Below are 16,464 nucleotides of genomic sequence, written 5' to 3'. Positions count from 1 at the left end.
CGGCACCGACTCGGGTCGGCGCATGCCGCGCCGCCAGCGGGCTCAGGCGTCGCCGAACGGATTAGCGGACCGCTTCGGCGCCGGCGCGGCAGGCTCCTCCGCCGCACCGAACGGATCGGCCTCCCCGGCGGACTTCGCCGCTCCGAACGGGTTCGATGCTTTCGCCGGACCTGCGGCTTCGCCAAACGGATTGGGCTTGTCCGACGACCCCACCGCTTCCCCAAACGGATTCACCTTGCCGGCCCGCGCCGTTTGGCCGAACGGATCGGGCCTCACCTCGCCCTCCTCTTCTTCGCCCTCGGCCGCGAGGTTGTACTCGGCCTGCACTTTCGCGAGCACATCCGCGATACTCGCCTCGAAACCGGCTGCATTGCCGAAGTGCTTCATCGTCCAGTTGCAGTCCGTGCGGTACGCCGGCTGAAGCTGCGGCCGCGGCACGACGAACTTCACGCCATCGTCGATCACTTCCTGAAGCTTGTGCAGGCGTCGGCTCACCTCCTCCTGAAGCCGCGATGCGTTGAGTATCTTGCGCGCCATAAGCCCCTCCGGGTTCCGTGCGATCCGCAGAGCAGCAAGTCTAGCGCAACGGCACGACCACCGGATGCGCGCGCCGCACGGCCATCTTCCACGCCTCGCCGAGCTCGCGCGAAATCGAATCGTAGATCTCCTTCGAAATCGAGCGGTCCTCGTACATCGACGCGATGCGCTCGCGGCCCTCGCGCAGCGCATACAGCAGCAGCATGCGTTGCTCGAGCACGTCCGCCCCGTGCCCGAAGCATTGCCGCACGTCGTCGAGCGCATGCTCGAGAACCGTGATGCGCGCCTTGAGGATCGTCGCGAGCAGTGTGGAAAGGCGCTCGCCCAGCAGCGGCTTGAGGCTTGCGTCATTGAATTCGAATAGCTGATGCAGCACGACGCGCCGACACATGAGGAGTTCGAAGCGATCTGCGAGGGCATCGGCATAGGGCTGCTGGATGTGCAGCCAGCGGCTCACGAAGCGTGCGAGCTTCATTCCTGGCGAATACGCCAGGATCAGGCGCGCCGCACGTTGATAGCCCACGCGGCCATGCAGGCGCGCCTCTTCGATCATCGCTTCGGTATTGCGCGCCATGGCGTCGAGATTGCCGATCGAGATGATCCCGCTGCCATATTGCGGGATCAGGTCGCGCTCCTTCGCTGCCAGCGTGACGAGGCCGATGGCGAGACGCTCACGCTCGGTAAGCGCCGCCTCGATATCGAAAACGGTCGCGCTGAGGTCGATACTGCGCCGATAGGTCTCGCAAGCCGCGTCGGCTTGCTGTGCGCCGATGCGAAACGTCCGGGCCGCCGCACGCACCTGCTCCGAAACCGCGATCGCCGAAAGCTGCACGGCCTGCTGCTGCAGCGCCTCCTCCTGCGGCGAAAGCAGATCGAGCTTCAGCCGCCGGATCAGCAACTTCAGCGACGAGCCGTTCACGATCAGGCTCACCAGCACGAAGCCCGTTGCGATGATGGCGACGAAGCGGCGCGTGTTCTCGGGTAGCGCCATGTTCTGCGCGAGGCCGAGCGCGAGCACGAGCGTCACCGCGCCGCGCAGCCCGCCCCAGGCGATGACGAGCCGATAGGCGGCGCTCACGGGCTCGGTCAGCCGCAGGCGGCTCAGGAGCGGCAGCATGCCGAACACCACCACGAGGCGCGCTGCGAACGCCGCGGCCACGACCACGGCGAGCGCGGCGAGGTCGAGCCAGCGTGCGTCGCGCAGCGTGGCCGGGATCTGCATGGCGGCCAGCAGGAAGATCGCCGCGCCCGCCATGGCCGCGATCTGTTCCCAGATCAGTTGCAGATGCTGCCAGTTCAGCGGCGAAAGACGCGTGCGCCCGAGGCCGCTGATCACGAGCCCGGCCGCCACCACCGCGACGACGCCGGACACATGCAGCGCCTGATCGGCGAACAGATAGAGCGGATACGGCAGCGCGAAGCTGAGCGACACCTCGGCTTTGCCCTCCCCGCCAAGCCACGGCAGCACCCATGCGAAGAGACGCCCGGCGAGCGCCCCCGCGACGAGGCCGCCGCCCAACTGGATGCCGAACGTGCGCAGCGCGGCGCCGGCCGTGGCAGTGGCCGCGTCGCCGGTGATGGCCGCGATCAGCACGCTGGCAATGGCGATTGCGGCGGCATCGTTCAGCAGGCTCTCGCCTTCCACGAGTCGCACGAGCCGCGCCGGCGCCCCCACTTCGCGAAATACGGCCAGCACGGCCGAGGGGTCGGTCGTGGCGATCATCGCCCCCAGCAGGAGCCCGTCGACGAGCGGACCCAGTCCCGTCAAGCGAAGGGCGCCGCCCACCATGCCCGTCGCGACGAACACGGCCACCACGGCAAGCAGCAAGATGGGCGCGGCATCGCCCAGCATTTCGCGCACGTTCACGCTGAGCGCGGCCTGAAAAAGCAGCGGCGGCAGGAAAATCCAGAGATAGGCCTCGGGCGGCAGGCGCGGCGCGAGCGCGGGCGTCACGACGCTCGCGACAAGATGCGGCCACGCTTCCCCGCTCACGAGCCAGGCGCCGCCCAGCGTAAAACCCCACGCGGCGAGCAGCACCGATTCGGAAATGGCCCAGCGCACGCTCGCCGCCTGCACGAAGGCGATGCTCGCCAGCAAAAAGCCGCTCAGGAGAAGGATCGGGATGACCATCGTCTGCCAGTCGTTGCGCCCTGCTTTTACGTCCGCTGCTTTTGCATCGGACTACGGACCGACTTGCGAAGCCCTCGCGCTCACGAAGCCGGCAGCCCCACCACCGTCAGCGATTTCACCCCTTGCGCGCCCTGAATCAGCACGCCTTCGATATCCGCCGTCGCGGAGGGGCCGGTCACGAGCGCCGCGTAGCGCGCGCGGCGAAAATCGTCGCGCCGGTACGCGTCCTGCAAGCCGCCGACGATCTGCGCGAAATCGAGCAGCACGACCAGATGCTGAACGATGTAGCCGAGCGCGTTCACGACGTATTCGCGTTCGCTGAGCCACACCGAGCCCGTCTCCGCCACGCCGAAGCGCGCCCGCACGACGCCCACGTCGACCCTTTCGAGCCAGGTCGGCGGCATCGCGGCGTCGAGCGTGACCGTGCCCGACACTTCCGGCACCGCCGAGGCGATTTCGACGTGAGGGCCGAAGCGTTCGTGGATCAAGGGCAGCACGGCATCGGCCGATGCGGCCTGTACGGCGCGGCCGCCCATCAGTTCGAGCGACGCCACGAAACGCTCGCGCAGGTCACCCGCGGGCGTCCCGAAGAGCGGCACCTCGGGCAGATCGAGCGCGGCCGGCTGCGCAGCGCGTACGCGCGCGATGAACGCTTCACGACTGGCCATGGCCGCTGCCTCCTTGCCGGTTCTTCTTGTACCACGCATGAAAGGTCAGGGGCGGTGCTGGCGGCAGGTCGCGCTGGCGTCCCCAGATATTGAGCGGGTTGTACAGCATGAAGTTGGGCAAGCGCCGCAGCGCGCCTTCGAGCGACGCCACCGCGCCGCGATAGAGTGTCGGGCTCGCGAGCAGACGCCCGGCCATCTTCAGCACCTCCTGCTTGACGAAGGGCACCTCGTGGCGCGCGGCGATCACCTGGCGCCACTGATAAATCTGCTCATGGATGTTGATCTTCACGGGGCATACGTTGGTGCAGCTGCCGTTGAGCGTGGAAGCGAACGGCAGCGCGCTGAAGCGCTTGAGGTCGAAGGTCGGATTGATGATCGCGCCGATCGGCCCCGCATAGGTGCTGCCGTACGAAAGCCCGCCGCTGCGCCGGTAGACGGGGCACGTGTTCATGCACGCGCCGCAGCGGATGCACTTGAGCGAGTACCAGAAGTCGGGCATCGCGAGCCGCTCCGAGCGGCCGTTGTCGACGAGGACGAAGTGCAGCTCCGCCCCCTCGCGCGGCGCGCGGAAATGTGAGGTGTACTGCGTAATCGGCGAACCGAGCGCGCTGCGCGACAGCAGGCGGATAAAGACGCCGAGGTCCGAAATGCGCGGGATCAGCTTCTCGATGCCCATGGAGACGATATGCAGCGGCGACATGTTAGCGGACAGGTCGGCGTTGCCCTCGTTCGTGCACACGACCACGGTGCCCGTTTCGGCCACGGCAAAATTGCAGCCCGTCATGCCAGCCGTCTTCTCGCGCACGAACCAGGGCCGCGTGTTCATGCGCTGGCTCTGTGCGAGGTAGTGGATATCGTCGTTGTGCGGATCCGTGCCGATCGTGCGGCTGAAAACTTGCGCCACGTCGCCGCGCAGCTTGTGCACGGCCGGCACCACGATATGGCTGGGCGGCTGCGAATCGAGCTGCTGGATCCGCTCGCCCAGATCCGTTTCCATCACCGCGATGCCGCGCGACTCCAGATACGGGCGCATCTCGCACTCGTCAGTGAGCATCGACTTGCTCTTCACGAGCCCCGTCATGCCGCGCTCGCTCAGCAGCCGGTACACGGTTTCGTTGTGCTCCTCCGCGTTATCGGCGAAATGCACGTGCACGCCGTTGGCCTCGGCGTTGCTCACGAACTGCTCGAGGTAGTCGGAAAGCCGGGAGAGCGTGTGCCCCTTGATCGCCGAAGCGAGCGTACGCAGCGTCTCCCATTCGGGAATCGCCTGCGCCTGCGCGTCGCGCTTCATGCGCAGATCCCAGAGCCGCTTGTCGTGAAAGCTCACGTGCTCCGGATGGGCAAGAAAGCCGCTCGCCAGCTTCGCATGTTCGACGCGCTTCATTCGCGAACTCCGTTGAGCACCTGGGCAATATGGATGAAGCGGACGTCGGCATTCATGCGCTCGGCACAGCCCTGCTGATGCATGAGGCACGACATGTCGCCCGAAACGATGTACTGCGCGCCCGCGCCCACGTGATCGACCACCTTGTCCTGCCCCATGCGCACGGACACAGCCTCCTCCGTCACGGCAAAGGTGCCGCCGAAGCCGCAGCACTCGTCGGGACGTTTGGGCTGCACGAACTCGATGCCCTTCACGCCTTCGAGCAACGTGCGCGGCTTGGAGAACGCGGGGCCCGCCACCTCCGAAATCGAGGCCTCGTGCAGATGCCGCAGTGCGCTGCAGCTATTGTGCAGGCCGACACGCCACGGAAACTCGGCCCACGGAAACTCGCGCACGCCCAGCACATCGTGAAGGAACTCGACGAGTTCGTAGGTGGACGCCCGCACCTTGCGCACCTCGTCGGTCTGCTCGATGGCGGTGAGGTGGTCGCGCACGTGGTTCACGCAACTGGCCGAGGGGCCGACGATATAGTCGTAGCCGGCGAAAGCGCGCACGAACACGCGCTCCGCGCCCGCGGCCTCGGCCTGCGCGCCGCTGTTGGCCATGGGCTGGCCACAACAGGTTTGCTCGGCGGGATAGTCGACTTCGCAGCCGAACCGCTCCAGCAGTTCGAGTGTCGCGATCCCCACCTCGGGGTAGAACGCGTCGATGAAACACGGGATGAAAAGGGCGACTTTCATGCAGCGACTCGGACCGGACGGGACGCGCCCATTTTACTGCCGATCGCCGCCGGGGTGTCCGGAGCCCGATGCTAAACTCCCGGATCGACGTAATGCCTGCGCTACGCAGGCCTTCCTTGCGCCTACAACCTGTTCACACCATGTATCTGTCCATACTCGCAGTCGGCATTGGCGGCGCGCTCGGTTCGCTTCTGCGCTGGGTACTCGGCCTGCGCCTGAATGCGCTCTTCCCCGAGCTGCCGCTCGGCACGCTGGCCGCCAACGTAATCGCGGGCTATGTGATCGGCGTGGCCGTAGCGTTCTTCGCGCGCATGCCCGACGTGCCGGCCGAATGGCGCCTCTTCGTCATCACGGGCCTCATGGGCGGACTTTCCACCTTCTCGACCTTCTCCGCCGAAGTGGTCTCGCACCTGCAGGAGGGCCGCTTCGGCTGGGCGGCCGGCGAAATCGCCATCCACGTGTGCGCTTCGGTGGTGATGACGATCCTCGGCATCGCCACCGTCGCGGTCGTGATGCGTTAAAGCGCGGGACGCTTGTAGCCGCCGGGGAGCCCGTTCTTCGTCAGCACCCACTGCCAGAGCTGGATATCGCGCGCGCGGAACGCACCGGCGCACGAAAGCAGGTAGTAACGCCACATGCGATAGAACCGCTGCCCCATTTCGGCTTCGAAACGCGGCCAGGCCGCTTCGAAGTTCGCGTGCCAGGCCATCAGCGTGCGGTCGTAGTCGGCGCCGAAGTTGTGCAGGTCCTCGGTGACGAACAGGCCGCCCGAGGCATCCGCGATCTGGCCGATGGTGGGCAACTCGCCGTTGGGGAAAATGTATTTGTCGATCCACGCGTCGGGCGTGGTCTCGCGCCGGTTCTTGCCGATCGTGTGCAGCAGGAAAATGCCGTCGTCGGCAAGGCAGCGGTGCGCCACCTCCATATACGTGCGGTAGTTCTTCGGGCCGACGTGCTCGAACATACCCACGCTCGCAACGCGGTCGAAGCGTTCGTCGAGCAGCCGGTAGTCCTGCAGCCGGAACTCGACGGGCAGGCCCCGGCAGCGTTCGGCGCCAAGCGCGGCCTGTTCCTTCGAAATCGTCACGCCGACGCACGACACGCCATAGTACTCGGCGGCGAACTGCATGAGGCTGCCCCAGCCGCAGCCGATATCGAGCAGCCGCATGCCCGGCGCGAGCCCGAGTTTCCGGCAGATCAGATCAAGCTTGGCTTCCTGCGCTTCGTCGAGCGTCTTCGCGCCCCCCGGCCAGTAACCGCAGGTGTACGTCATGCGGCAGTCGAGCATGGTCTCGTAGAACGCGTTGCCGATGTCGTAGTGCTTCTGGCCCACCTTCCAGGCACGCCGCGCGGTCTGGCGGTTCATGAGACGCGCCTTCAGCGCATGGAAAACGAGCCGCGCGGGATCGATCCGCTCGTCGAGATGCGCGCGCAGAACATGCGCGAAGAACTCGTCGAGCCGCTCGCAATCCCACTGGCCATCCATATAGGCCTCGCCAAGGCCCAGATTGCCCAGCGCGAGCACGCGCTCCGGCACCTGGGGGTCGTGGATGCGCATGTCCCACGCGCGCGTGCCGTTGAGCTGCACGTCGGCATGCGCCAGCAGGTCGGCGGCAAACCGCCAGGCCGCGGAACCGGTGGCCTCGCGGGCGGAATGGGCTGCTTCGAGATCGGTCGTAGACATGGCGTGCTCCGTATCAGGACGTTCGTCGTCGCGCTCGTTTGCGAACTCTTATGATGCACCTGGCCGAAAAAACCTGCAGGAAAGCCGACAAGCGCCGCCGCCGTGCGCCATAATCGCCGCTTGACCGTTTCCACGCCTGCATGCAAGCCGCGTGCCACCGGGAGGACCCATGGCTTACGATCCGAACAATATCTTTGCGCGCATCCTGCGCGGCGAACTCCCCTGCATCAAGGTCTGCGAAGACGACAGCACGCTCGCGATCATGGACGTGATGCCTCAGGCCGACGGCCACGTGCTGGTGCTGCCGAAAGCGCCGGCCGAACAGATCTACGAACTCCCGGTCGAAGCCGGCATGGCGGCCATCGCCATGACCCAGAAGGTGGCGATAGCGGTACGCGCGACGCTCGCGCCGGAAGGCCTCCTGATCGCGCAATTCAACGGCGCGGCGGCCGGCCAGACCGTGCCGCACGTCCATTTCCACGTGATCCCGCGCCGCGAAGGCGAAACGTTGCGCCCGCATGCACGTGAAATGGCCGACATGGCAAAGCTGGAAGCAATCGCCCAGCGGATTCGGGCGGCGCTTTAAAAAAGCAGAGGCGGTGGCATTGCACGCTCAGACGCCGTAAAACCGGGCGAATTCGTGAAGCGGCGCACGTGCCGAACGCCACCGGTTGATGGCCGCGGCAGTGTCTTCGTAGCCGATCGCCATGCCGGAAAACAGCATATGAGCGTCCGGCAGCGAGAGAAACTCGCCCACCGTGCGGGCGTAGCGCGCCCAGCATTCCTGCGCGCAGCTATGCAGACCCGCTTCGCGCAGCAGCAACATGACGGTCTGCAGGAACATGCCGAGGTCGGCCCATTGCGGCGGGCCCATCTGCCGGTCGACGCTGCAAAAAAGCGCGAGCGGCGCGTCGAAGAACGCGTAGTTGCGCGCGAACTGGCGCAGCCTGCCGGGACGATCCTCGCGTGCGATGCCGATGCTGCGGTAGAGATCCTCGCCCACCTGATAGCGCCGATCGCGATACGGCGAGGAGAGCTCGCGCGGATAGACGTCGTATTCGGTACGCTCGCCCTCGGGGGCCTGCTCGATGCGCTGCGCCATGACGGCCTTGAGCGTGGCGAGCGACTCACCGCCTACCACGTGCAGGTGCCACGGCTGCAGATTGCCGCCCGACGGTGCGCGCGCCGCGTGTTGCAGCACGGCGCGGATCACGGCGGGGTCCACGGGATCGGGTAGAAACTGGCGTACGGATTTGCGGCTCTCGACCGCTTCACTGACCTTCAAGGACGCTCTCCTCGGTCCATTTATGAAAAGACGCCGGGATGCCCGGTGTTTTTTCATTATGGCCGAAGCGTGGAGCGATTGCCGATGGTCACTGGCGCCTGCCCGTTCGCGACCGGGTTCTTGCTGAGGTCGGTGATCGATGCGGGTGCAACGATTGTTTGCGCGTGGGTGCTGATTGTGTGTTTGTTGGCCTTCCGATAGCCGGGAGCGCCTGGTTGCAGCCCGAATTCGTCCGGTCGTAGTGGGCTGAAGGGCCTTATCTGGTGGGGTTTCCAGGCCTGATGGCCAAGAGGTCCGCTGGCGGAGAGAGGGGGATTCGAACCCCCGATAGGCTATTAACCTATACACGCTTTCCAGGCGTGCGACTTAAACCGCTCATCCATCTCTCCGGCGGGACGCGAATTATAGCAGAGTCCGGGCGGCAGGGGAAACCGGCCGTCGCCTTGCGCGCCGAGATACCAGAATCGCGCGCATGCCACAACGCCCTGCTCACCCGTCGATCCGCGAGCGATCGGTAGTAAACGCAAGCGCAACGAGCGAGAGCACCCCGCATACGATCACGTACCACGCGGGCGAAGTCGGCCGGCCGGTCGCGCCGATCAGCCAGGTCACGATGAATTGCGCAAAGCCGCCGAAGATCGACACGCCCCCCGCATAAGCGAGTGAAAGCGCGGTCGCACGCGTGCTCTTCGGGAACAGTTCGGCCAGCAAAATGCCGGTCGCGCCCGCGTTCAGCGAATGCATGGCGGACAGCACGCCCACCACTGCGCACAGCATCGCGGCCGAGGGCCACGCAATGACCAGCAGGAAGCCCGGCAGGATCGCCACGGTCAGCACGAGGCGTGTCCAGAACGCCATTGCCTTGCGCGAATAGCGGTCGGTCAGGAGCCCGCCGACCGGCGACACGACGAACATCACCGCACCCGCGATGATCCCGCTCCACAGGGCGGTGTCCATCGGCAGATGCAGCGTCCGGATCGCGTACGTCGACATGTAGTAGATCACGATGAAATGCGCGGACGTGCCGCCGATCACGAGACCAAGCGCGGCCAGCACGGCCCCGCCGTCGCGGCGCAGCACCGTGCCGAGCGGCGCCGATTCGCGCGTCTTGCGTTCCGCGCGCTCGCTCGCGCCGAAACGCGAACGCAGATAGAGGCCGATCGGCGCGATCAGCACGCCGCCAAGGAACGGCACGCGCCAGCCCCACGTCTGCAAGGCATCGGCGCTCAAATAGTGCGTAAGCAGGAAGCCGACCAGCGACCCGACGAGCGCTGCGGCCCCCTGGCTCGCAAACTGCCAGCTCGTGTAGTACGCGCGCTGCCCCGCCGGGGCTCGCTCGGCGAGCATGGAGGTCGACACGCCGACCTCGCCGCCCGCCGAGAAACCCTGAAGCAGCCGCGCGAGCACGATCAGTATCGGCGACAGCACGCCGATCTGCGCGTAGGTGGGCATCAAGCCGACCATGCCGGTGCCGATCGCCATCGTCGCGAGCGTAAGGTTCATCGCCGGCACGCGGCCGAAGCGGTCCGCGACGATACCGATCAGCACGCCGCCTATCGGCCGAGCGACGAAGCCAACGCCGAACGTGCCGACCGAAAGCAGCAGTTGCTGCTGCGCGGACACAGAGGGAAAGAACAGCTTGCCTAGCAGCACGGCGAAGAAGCTGTAGACAGTCAGATCGAAAAACTCGAGTCCGTTGCCGATCGTGATCGCAAAGATGAGTTGCCGGTTCGACGGCATGGCGGGCATCGCGGCCGCCCCGTCGTACAGGCCCTCTGCCTGAATGTCTCTCATGTAAGTCAGTCTCCGTAACCGCTTGCGATGCGAATGTCGCCCCGTAAACCGGGTGTCGTTCGCAGCACGCGGGGTGCGCGCCGCACGCGAGAGGCATGCAGCGACACCGGTCCGGACACTGTAGGAAACCAAAAGGAAGGGCCGGCAGCACAAATCGGCAACATGTGGCGAGTCGCGGGAAAACCCGGACGCCGGATGCGTGGTCTGCGCCGAAAATAGACAGGAAAACGAAAGAATTCCGGAGGAAGGAAGCCGGCCGTTTCAGAACTTGCGCTGCGTCTGCGAGGGCAATTCGCCGAACAGGTCGCGGTACTCGCGCGCGAAATAACTCAGATGCGTAAACCCCCAGCGCGCCGCCGCGTCGCCTATCAGCAGTTCTTCGGGGTTCGTCGAGCGCAGCAACCGCCGTACGGCGTTCAGGCGGATCGAGCGCAGGTATTCGACGGGCGTCACGTTCGCGACGCGCTGAAAGCTCGTCTGCAGCGTGCGGCGGCTGCAGCGCAGATGGACGCACAGGTCGAGCACAGTCAGCGGATGGTCGGCCTGCTCCTGCAAGAGACGCTCGGAGCGCCGGACGATATCGCTGTAGGTGCTGTGCGTGAGGTCGCGCGTTCCGCCGGTCGCGCCCTCCAGCAAGCTCAGCAGCAAACTCACGATTTCGTCCTGGAAGGGCTTCGTGCCCGCCGGATCGACGAGGCCGGCGAGACTCTGCTCGGCCGATTCGATCAGGAGTGCGAGACGCGTGCGCTGCTCCGCCCCGCCGTCGCCGGGAATCGGCAGTACGTTCTGGGCAAGCTGACGCACGGCATGCTCGCCGACCGTCAGCCCGACGAGTTCCTCCATTTTGCTGCCCGGCAGGCTCACGCCAACGTAGTGCATCGATTCGGGCGTATAGAGGCGGAATTCCTCGTGCTCGCCCAGCGACATGATCGCGAAGCCGTCAACGAACCGACCCTGAAACGTGCCCTGCATCGGCGCGTGCAGCGGGACCGCCAGCGACCACAGCCCTTCCGGCGACACGCCCGCCTGCACGACCCGGCGGTTGGTCGTTTCGCGGAAGAACTGGAAATCCGCGCCGCTCGCCTGGAACAGCGTGCATTCGAACCGGCCAGGCGTGATTTGCCGATAGGTCTGCTCCCAGCCATCCACCGCGTGCGACAGATCGTGGGTATCGGCAAGGGCAACGACCCGGAACTCCATCTTTCTCTCCTGCGAAACGAAACGCGACGCGCGCGACTCGCCCGAGGCCAATCGTCCGGATTCCGCCAGGCGGGCATCCCGCGCCGGATCAGCATAGCGGGAGCGCCAGCGGCGCGCAATGCACGCCGTTCCAGTACCGTCCGTTACCCTACGTTCACCTTACATTATCGTGTCGAGTCTGCCGGATCGCCCTGCGAGCGCGCCGCTTCAGGCCCCCTCGAAACCCGCGTCAAGCGCCGAAACGATTGCGTCGAGCGGTTCGCGCTCGATCACGAGCGGCGGGGACAGAATGATCTTCGTGCCGACCGGCCGCACGAGCGCACCGTGTGAGCGGGCGATTTCGGCTACGCGGTTCGCGTAGCCGCTGGCCGGATCGATCGGCTCGCGCGTTTTCCTGTCCTGCACGAGATCGAGCGCGACCATCAAGCCCTTGCCGCGCACGTCGCCAACCGCCGCATAGCGCTCGACAAACGGGCGCAACGCGCCAAGCAGATATTCGCCCTGGTGCGCGGCACGGCCCGCGAGATCTTCCTCGACAACGATCTTCAGATTCGCGATCGCGGCCGCGCACGCGACCGGATGCCCGGCATAGGTGTAGCCGTGCATCAGCGCGCCGGAGAAGTCCGCGTTGTTCATGAACGCCTGCTCGATACGCTCGTTGAAGGCCGTCGCGCCGAGCGGCACGTAGCCCGACGTGATTCCCTTTGCGAGGCACATGATGTCCGGCTTCACGCCCCAGCCGCGGCTGCCGAACAGGCTGCCGGAGCGCCCGAAACCGGTGACGATCTCGTCGGCGATCAGCAGTACGCCGTGCCGGTCGCAAACCTCGCGGATCAGCGGCCAGTAGTTTGCCGGCGGCACGATCACCCCGCCCGCGCCCTGCACCGGCTCGGCGATGAACGCGGCAACGGTGTCCGGCCCCTGGAACACGATCTCGCGCTCGAGCAGCTCCGCGCAGATCTGGCCGAGCTTCTCGGGATTGTCGGTGAACGGATTGCGGTAGAGCCACGGCGTTTCGACGTGAAAGCACCCGGGCAGGTTCGGTTCGTAGTTGCGGCGAAACACCGTGTTGCCGTTCACCGATGCCCCGCCGAAATGCGTGCCGTGATAGCCCTGCTTCAGCGAGATGAACTTCGTGCGGTCCGCCTGCCCTACGACCTTCCAGTATTGCCGCGCGAGCTTGAGCGCGGATTCGACGGCGTCCGAGCCGCCCGAGCTGTAGATCACGCGCCGCATGCCTTCGGGTGCGAGCAGTTCGATCAGCAGGCGCGAGAGCTCTTCCGCGCGCGGATGCGAGATGCCGTCGAAAAGCTGGAAGTATTCGAGCTCGTCGAGCTGGCGAACGATTGCGTCCTTCACCTCGCGGCGATTGTGGCCGATGTTCACGTTCCAGAGACCCGCCACGCCGTCCACGAGCCGGTTGCCGTCCTCGTCGAACACGTAGCAGCCGTCGCCGCGCACGATACGGATCGGCTTGCGCTGCTGCATTTCGGCCGGATGGGTCATCGGATGCCAGAAGTTCGAAGTGTCTTGTCGCATGGAGGTCTTCCGTTTCAGGTCGGGGGAAGCGGGATCGATCAGGTCACGATCCACAGGATGACGAAACAATGGCCGTCGCGGCGCGTCGTTACAGAAAGAGCATGCCGATCAGCTCGGTGCGGCTCGACACGCCCAGCTTGCGGTACATCCGCAGCAGGTGCGTCTTCACGGTGGGCTGCGACAGATCGAGCGCGCGGGCGATTGCCTTGTTCGCGTGCCCGTCGCGCACGAGCTGCGCGATCTGCTGCTCGCGGTGCGTGAGGCGCGGCCCGTCGGCCGCCACGTGCAGGAGGCGCTCGTCGCGCACGGCCGGAATCAGCGCGGCCTCGAGCAGCGGCTGCACGGCGCGCGCGCGGCCGAGGTCGTCGACGGTGAACGGCTCCGCGGGCGCCATGCGCAACAGCGAGAACGCAGCAGCCGGGCGAGCGCCGTCCCGCAGCAGCACCTCCATTACGTCGACGACCTGATACGCGTTCAGAAAGCGCTGCCAGTAGATCGAGCCGCCGCGCACGGTCGCCGGCAATTCGCTGTCGAGCGTCAGCACGTTGGCCGGCTGCGCCGCGAAGCGTGACGGATGCATCGGGTCGAGCGGGCAATAGCGCCGGAGCCAGGTGCGATGCATCGCCTCCGCCATGCCGAACAGTTCGAAGCCCGAGGGTTCCTGATCCTCGCCAATCCGGTAGAACACCGTCGCGGAGGGCCGCACGAGCTGCGCGAGCGCGCTGACCCCGGCGTCGAGCGCCGGGGTCAACGCGGCGGCACCGCAGGCGGGCACGCGTACCGCACCGCGAGCGGCGTCGCAAAACGAGGGCAACATGGCGGCCTCACGGGAAACATGCATTCCGCCCGATGCTACCGGCGCGAAAATCCGGCCGGTAGCACGAATCGGCAACCGGTTCGGCAAACCCGGCGCGTTGTCATCCTTTTGTCCGATTCCGCCCGCGGCGGCGGCCGGCCTAGACTGGAAGCCCGCATGTCCCTCGACCAGGAACGAAACGCATGTCCATGTCACGCACCATCCTCATCACCGGCGCCGGCACCGGCATTGGCGAAGCCTGCGCGAAGCGCTACGCGGCAAACGGCGACCGTGTCGTACTGATCGGCCGCCGGCGCGAGCCGATCGAGCGCATCGCCGCGCAAACGGGCGGCCTCGCGTTCGCCGCCGACGCCGCGAACGCCGGCGACTGGGCGCGCATTGCCGGCCAACTCGACGCCGAAGGCCTCGGCATCGACGCACTCGTCGCCTGCGCCGGTGGCCACGGACTCGGCACCGCGACCGAAATGAGCGATACGGACTGGGCCGCCGCGATGCGCGCGAACCTCGACACCGCGTTCGTCAGCGCGCGCGCGTGCCTGCCCGGCCTGATCGCGCGGCGCGGGTCGATCGTGCTCGTCGCCTCCATCGCCTCGCTCGCCGCCGGCCCTGCCGTCTGCGGGTACACGACCGCGAAGCACGCGCTGATCGGCCTGACGCGCTCGCTCGCGCGCGATTACGGCCCGCAAGGCGTGCGCGTCAACGCGGTGTGCCCGGGCTGGGTGCGCACGCCGATGGCGGATGCGGAAATGGAACCGCTGATGAGCCGCTACGAGGAGTCGCTCGATGCCGCTTACGCGCGCGTGTGCGCAGACGTGCCGCTGCGCCGGCCGGCGGAGGCCGACGAAATCGCAGCGGTCTGTGCATTCCTGACCTCGCCTGCGGCGTCGATCGTCACGGGCGCCACGATCGTCGCGGATGGCGGCTCGACGATCGTCGACGTGCCGACCCTCGCGTTCGAACACCTGTAACGGACAAGCGATCGCGGCGTGGCCGGTGCACGCCGGTAGCGCCCTTACCGCGGCCCTTACCCCGGCCCTTACGCCAGCGCGGCGGTCGACTCCGGCAATGTCGCGCCACCGTCGACGACGATCGTCTGCCCGGTCACGTACGAGGCCGCGTCGGACGCGAGGAACAACATCGCCGCCGCGATATCGGCCGGTTCGCCCAGGCGCCCCAGCGGGATCCCGGCCGCAATGCGCGCGTTGTGCGCGGCGTCGCCGAGATTGTCCATGGCGGGCGTGCGGATCATGCCCGGCTCGACGCCGTTGACCGTGACGCGCTCCTTCGCGAGTTCGAGCGCGGCGGCCCGAATGAAGCCGTTGACGCCGGCCTTCGAGGCCGCGTAGTGCGAGAGCCCCGGATACGCGACGCGCGGCCCCGTCACCGACGACGTCGCCAGCAGCCGCCCGCCACCCTGCCTGCGGAACGCGGGCAGCGCGGCCTGCGCGAGCCAGAACAGCGCGGCGAGATTCACGTCGAGCGTGCGGCCGAGAATCTCCGGGGTAATCGCCTCGAAGCGGGTCAGCGGAAAATACGCCGCGTTGTGGATCACGACGTCGAGCCGGCCGAACGCGGATTCCACGCCGGAGACGAGCGCCCCGATCTGTTCGTGCGCGGCAACGTCGACCTGCCACGCGCGTGCGATCGCGCCCGTGGCCGCGATCCGGCTGGCCGCCTCCTCGGCGACGTCGATCCGGAGATCCGCGATCGCGACGGCGGCCCCGCGCGCCGCGAAGGCTTCGGCAATCCCTCGCCCTATCCCCTGCGCGCCCCCGGTGATCAGCACCGTCCTGCCCGCGAAGTCGCGCGCGAGCGGCTCGCGTTGCGCGGCGCGGCTCATTCCGGATACCGCGTCACGTTCAGGATCTGCGCGAAGGCGCCAACCGGGAAATTCGACAGCGCGCCGAAATTGCTGCCCTGATAGCCGAAGATCTTGCCGTCGGTCTTCATTCGCTCCAGATCGATCATCACGACGCCGAGTGTCGGGACGATCTTCTCGCACCAGACAAACAACGTGAGTTTCCTGGCAATCCCGATCATGTAGCAGTGGTCGACGTCGGCAAGCCCGGCCTCGACGCCCGCCAGGCACTGCCACGTATAGAAGTTCTCGTTCAGGTAGATGTGCTCGTAGCGTTCGGTCGGGCTATATGTGTACAGGTTGCGCATTCCGATCAGTTCGGTCGTCGGAGCATGCAGCGGGGCGGATGCGTCGGCGCCTTCCTGCACGATCCGGCCGTGGCGGATCTGCACGGCCACGCCCGTCAGCGGCAGGCCGCGCTCCACGCGCGTAAAGGCGTCGAGGCGCGCCTCGCTTTCGGTCGGCAGGCTGCCCGTCACCGAAGTGCAGAGGCCCTGCCGGACGTCGATCACGATGCTGGTCGTCGAAGGCCGCGTACCGTCGCCGCCGCCAACGTAGTCGATGAAATACATGCCATCGCGTACCGACGTCACGCGGCACGCGAAGGTGGCAACGGAGGTAGCAACAGCGGTGGCAACGGCGGCGCGAACCGTGCCGTCCGCGGCAAAGGCGAGCGTGCTGCGCGTGCCGTCACTGAACGCCAGTTCGAACGTGCGACCGTACAGGTCGTCGACCGGGGCGAGGATGTTGCTCTCGGGAGCGAAACCGTCGGCGAGCGCGCCGACCGGGATGAAAACGGGTTGCGATGACATGGAGGACACTCCGGC

At 66.7% G+C, this 16,464-nt stretch carries 15 protein-coding genes, 1 tRNA gene and 1 pseudogene; 3 read left to right on the top strand and 14 right to left on the bottom strand.

The features are described from left to right. Positions 1-291 precede the first annotated feature (291 nt). The 5 genes and pseudogenes from WJ542_RS09795 to WJ542_RS09775 all read right to left on the bottom strand — a co-directional run. Positions 292-537: pseudogene (locus tag WJ542_RS09795) on the bottom strand (hypothetical protein); the annotation flags it as partial. Between the two features lie 40 nt (positions 538-577). Beyond that, on the bottom strand, positions 578-2,668 hold the full coding sequence (locus WJ542_RS09790; RefSeq protein ID WP_411189108.1) for a cation:proton antiporter: 2,091 nt from the start codon (positions 2,666-2,668) through the stop codon (positions 578-580). A gap of 80 nt (positions 2,669-2,748) precedes the next feature. Further along, the gene (locus WJ542_RS09785; protein WP_411189107.1) at positions 2,749-3,336 is read right to left on the bottom strand and encodes a LutC/YkgG family protein; all 588 of its coding nucleotides are present in this window, start codon (positions 3,334-3,336) and stop codon (positions 2,749-2,751) included. Then, on the bottom strand, positions 3,323-4,720 hold the full coding sequence (locus WJ542_RS09780; RefSeq protein WP_411189106.1) for a lactate utilization protein B: 1,398 nt from the start codon (positions 4,718-4,720) through the stop codon (positions 3,323-3,325). The genes WJ542_RS09785 and WJ542_RS09780 overlap by 14 nt, the downstream gene beginning before the upstream one ends. Beyond that, positions 4,717-5,460, bottom strand: coding sequence for a (Fe-S)-binding protein (locus tag WJ542_RS09775; RefSeq protein ID WP_411189105.1), 744 nt, complete (start codon positions 5,458-5,460; stop codon positions 4,717-4,719). Before WJ542_RS09775 ends, WJ542_RS09780 begins: the two co-directional genes overlap by 4 nt. A 140-nt stretch (positions 5,461-5,600) precedes the next feature. Between WJ542_RS09775 and crcB the strand changes: the two genes are divergently transcribed. Further along, complete coding sequence (gene crcB / locus WJ542_RS09770) at positions 5,601-5,981, top strand: fluoride efflux transporter CrcB (RefSeq protein WP_411189104.1); 381 nt, start codon at positions 5,601-5,603, stop codon at positions 5,979-5,981. Here crcB and cfa read toward each other — a convergent pair. After that, positions 5,978-7,144, bottom strand: coding sequence for a cyclopropane fatty acyl phospholipid synthase (gene cfa, locus WJ542_RS09765; RefSeq protein ID WP_411189103.1), 1,167 nt, complete (start codon positions 7,142-7,144; stop codon positions 5,978-5,980). The genes crcB and cfa overlap by 4 nt on opposite strands. 169 nt (positions 7,145-7,313) lie before the next feature. On the opposite strand from cfa, the gene WJ542_RS09760 reads away from it, so the two are divergent. Beyond that, the gene (locus WJ542_RS09760) at positions 7,314-7,730 is read left to right on the top strand and encodes an HIT family protein (protein ID WP_411189102.1); all 417 of its coding nucleotides are present in this window, start codon (positions 7,314-7,316) and stop codon (positions 7,728-7,730) included. Between the two features lie 27 nt (positions 7,731-7,757). Here the strand turns inward: WJ542_RS09760 and WJ542_RS09755 are convergent, their stop codons facing one another. From WJ542_RS09755 to WJ542_RS09730, 6 genes are all read right to left on the bottom strand, one after another. Beyond that, positions 7,758-8,429, bottom strand: coding sequence for a nitroreductase (locus WJ542_RS09755; protein WP_411189101.1), 672 nt, complete (start codon positions 8,427-8,429; stop codon positions 7,758-7,760). Between the two features lie 298 nt (positions 8,430-8,727). Next, positions 8,728-8,818: transfer RNA gene (locus tag WJ542_RS09750), tRNA-Ser, on the bottom strand. Between the two features lie 100 nt (positions 8,819-8,918). Next, positions 8,919-10,223 carry an MFS transporter gene (locus tag WJ542_RS09745; protein WP_411189100.1) on the bottom strand — a complete coding sequence of 435 codons (1,305 nt, stop codon included), beginning with the start codon at positions 10,221-10,223 and terminating at the stop codon, positions 8,919-8,921. A 261-nt stretch (positions 10,224-10,484) separates the two neighbouring features. Then, positions 10,485-11,423 (bottom strand): helix-turn-helix domain-containing protein, encoded by a 939-nt coding sequence (locus WJ542_RS09740; RefSeq protein WP_411189099.1) that lies wholly within the window; start codon positions 11,421-11,423, stop codon positions 10,485-10,487. Positions 11,424-11,630: 207 nt separating this feature from the next. Next, entirely contained in the window at positions 11,631-12,962 is a 1,332-nt protein-coding gene (locus tag WJ542_RS09735; protein WP_411189098.1) for an aspartate aminotransferase family protein, read from the bottom strand. A gap of 88 nt (positions 12,963-13,050) precedes the next feature. Then, positions 13,051-13,779, bottom strand: a complete 729-nt coding sequence (locus WJ542_RS09730; RefSeq protein ID WP_411190518.1) for a helix-turn-helix transcriptional regulator — start codon at positions 13,777-13,779, stop codon at positions 13,051-13,053. Between the two features lie 182 nt (positions 13,780-13,961). Here WJ542_RS09730 and WJ542_RS09725 point away from each other — a divergent pair, with 182 nt between their 5' ends. Further along, positions 13,962-14,747 carry an SDR family NAD(P)-dependent oxidoreductase gene (locus WJ542_RS09725; protein WP_411189097.1) on the top strand — a complete coding sequence of 262 codons (786 nt, stop codon included), beginning with the start codon at positions 13,962-13,964 and terminating at the stop codon, positions 14,745-14,747. Positions 14,748-14,815: 68 nt separating this feature from the next. Here WJ542_RS09725 and WJ542_RS09720 read toward each other — a convergent pair whose 3' ends face one another. Both WJ542_RS09720 and WJ542_RS09715 read right to left on the bottom strand, forming a co-directional pair. Further along, positions 14,816-15,619: an SDR family oxidoreductase gene (locus WJ542_RS09720; RefSeq protein ID WP_411189096.1), complete on the bottom strand. Its 804-nt coding sequence runs from the start codon at positions 15,617-15,619 to the stop codon at positions 14,816-14,818. Beyond that, positions 15,616-16,449: a MoaF C-terminal domain-containing protein gene (locus WJ542_RS09715; RefSeq protein ID WP_411189095.1), complete on the bottom strand. Its 834-nt coding sequence runs from the start codon at positions 16,447-16,449 to the stop codon at positions 15,616-15,618. Before WJ542_RS09715 ends, WJ542_RS09720 begins: the two co-directional genes overlap by 4 nt. Positions 16,450-16,464 lie beyond the last annotated feature (15 nt).

The sequence above is a fragment of the Paraburkholderia yinzeri genome (assembly GCF_046581065.1).
In the GTDB taxonomy this organism is placed as follows: domain Bacteria; phylum Pseudomonadota; class Gammaproteobacteria; order Burkholderiales; family Burkholderiaceae; genus Paraburkholderia.
This window is presented reverse-complemented; position numbering and strand designations above follow the sequence as displayed.

What these genes read in the sequence shown, in the direction of transcription:
- WJ542_RS09725 (WP_411189097.1), top strand. Translation starts at nt 13,962, where the DNA reads ATGTCCATGTCACGCACCATCCTCATCACCGGCGCCGGCACCGGCATT.
- WJ542_RS09745 (WP_411189100.1), bottom strand. Translation starts at nt 10,223, where the DNA reads ATGAGAGACATTCAGGCAGAGGGCCTGTACGACGGGGCGGCCGCGATG.
- WJ542_RS09720 (WP_411189096.1), bottom strand. Translation starts at nt 15,619, where the DNA reads ATGAGCCGCGCCGCGCAACGCGAGCCGCTCGCGCGCGACTTCGCGGGC.
- WJ542_RS09735 (WP_411189098.1), bottom strand. Translation starts at nt 12,962, where the DNA reads ATGCGACAAGACACTTCGAACTTCTGGCATCCGATGACCCATCCGGCC.
- WJ542_RS09730 (WP_411190518.1), bottom strand. Translation starts at nt 13,779, where the DNA reads ATGTTGCCCTCGTTTTGCGACGCCGCTCGCGGTGCGGTACGCGTGCCC.
- WJ542_RS09775 (WP_411189105.1), bottom strand. Translation starts at nt 5,460, where the DNA reads ATGAAAGTCGCCCTTTTCATCCCGTGTTTCATCGACGCGTTCTACCCC.
- cfa (WP_411189103.1), bottom strand. Translation starts at nt 7,144, where the DNA reads ATGTCTACGACCGATCTCGAAGCAGCCCATTCCGCCCGCGAGGCCACC.
- WJ542_RS09785 (WP_411189107.1), bottom strand. Translation starts at nt 3,336, where the DNA reads ATGGCCAGTCGTGAAGCGTTCATCGCGCGCGTACGCGCTGCGCAGCCG.
- WJ542_RS09760 (WP_411189102.1), top strand. Translation starts at nt 7,314, where the DNA reads ATGGCTTACGATCCGAACAATATCTTTGCGCGCATCCTGCGCGGCGAA.
- WJ542_RS09740 (WP_411189099.1), bottom strand. Translation starts at nt 11,423, where the DNA reads ATGGAGTTCCGGGTCGTTGCCCTTGCCGATACCCACGATCTGTCGCAC.
- crcB (WP_411189104.1), top strand. Translation starts at nt 5,601, where the DNA reads ATGTATCTGTCCATACTCGCAGTCGGCATTGGCGGCGCGCTCGGTTCG.
- WJ542_RS09790 (WP_411189108.1), bottom strand. Translation starts at nt 2,668, where the DNA reads ATGGTCATCCCGATCCTTCTCCTGAGCGGCTTTTTGCTGGCGAGCATC.
- WJ542_RS09780 (WP_411189106.1), bottom strand. Translation starts at nt 4,720, where the DNA reads ATGAAGCGCGTCGAACATGCGAAGCTGGCGAGCGGCTTTCTTGCCCAT.
- WJ542_RS09715 (WP_411189095.1), bottom strand. Translation starts at nt 16,449, where the DNA reads ATGTCATCGCAACCCGTTTTCATCCCGGTCGGCGCGCTCGCCGACGGT.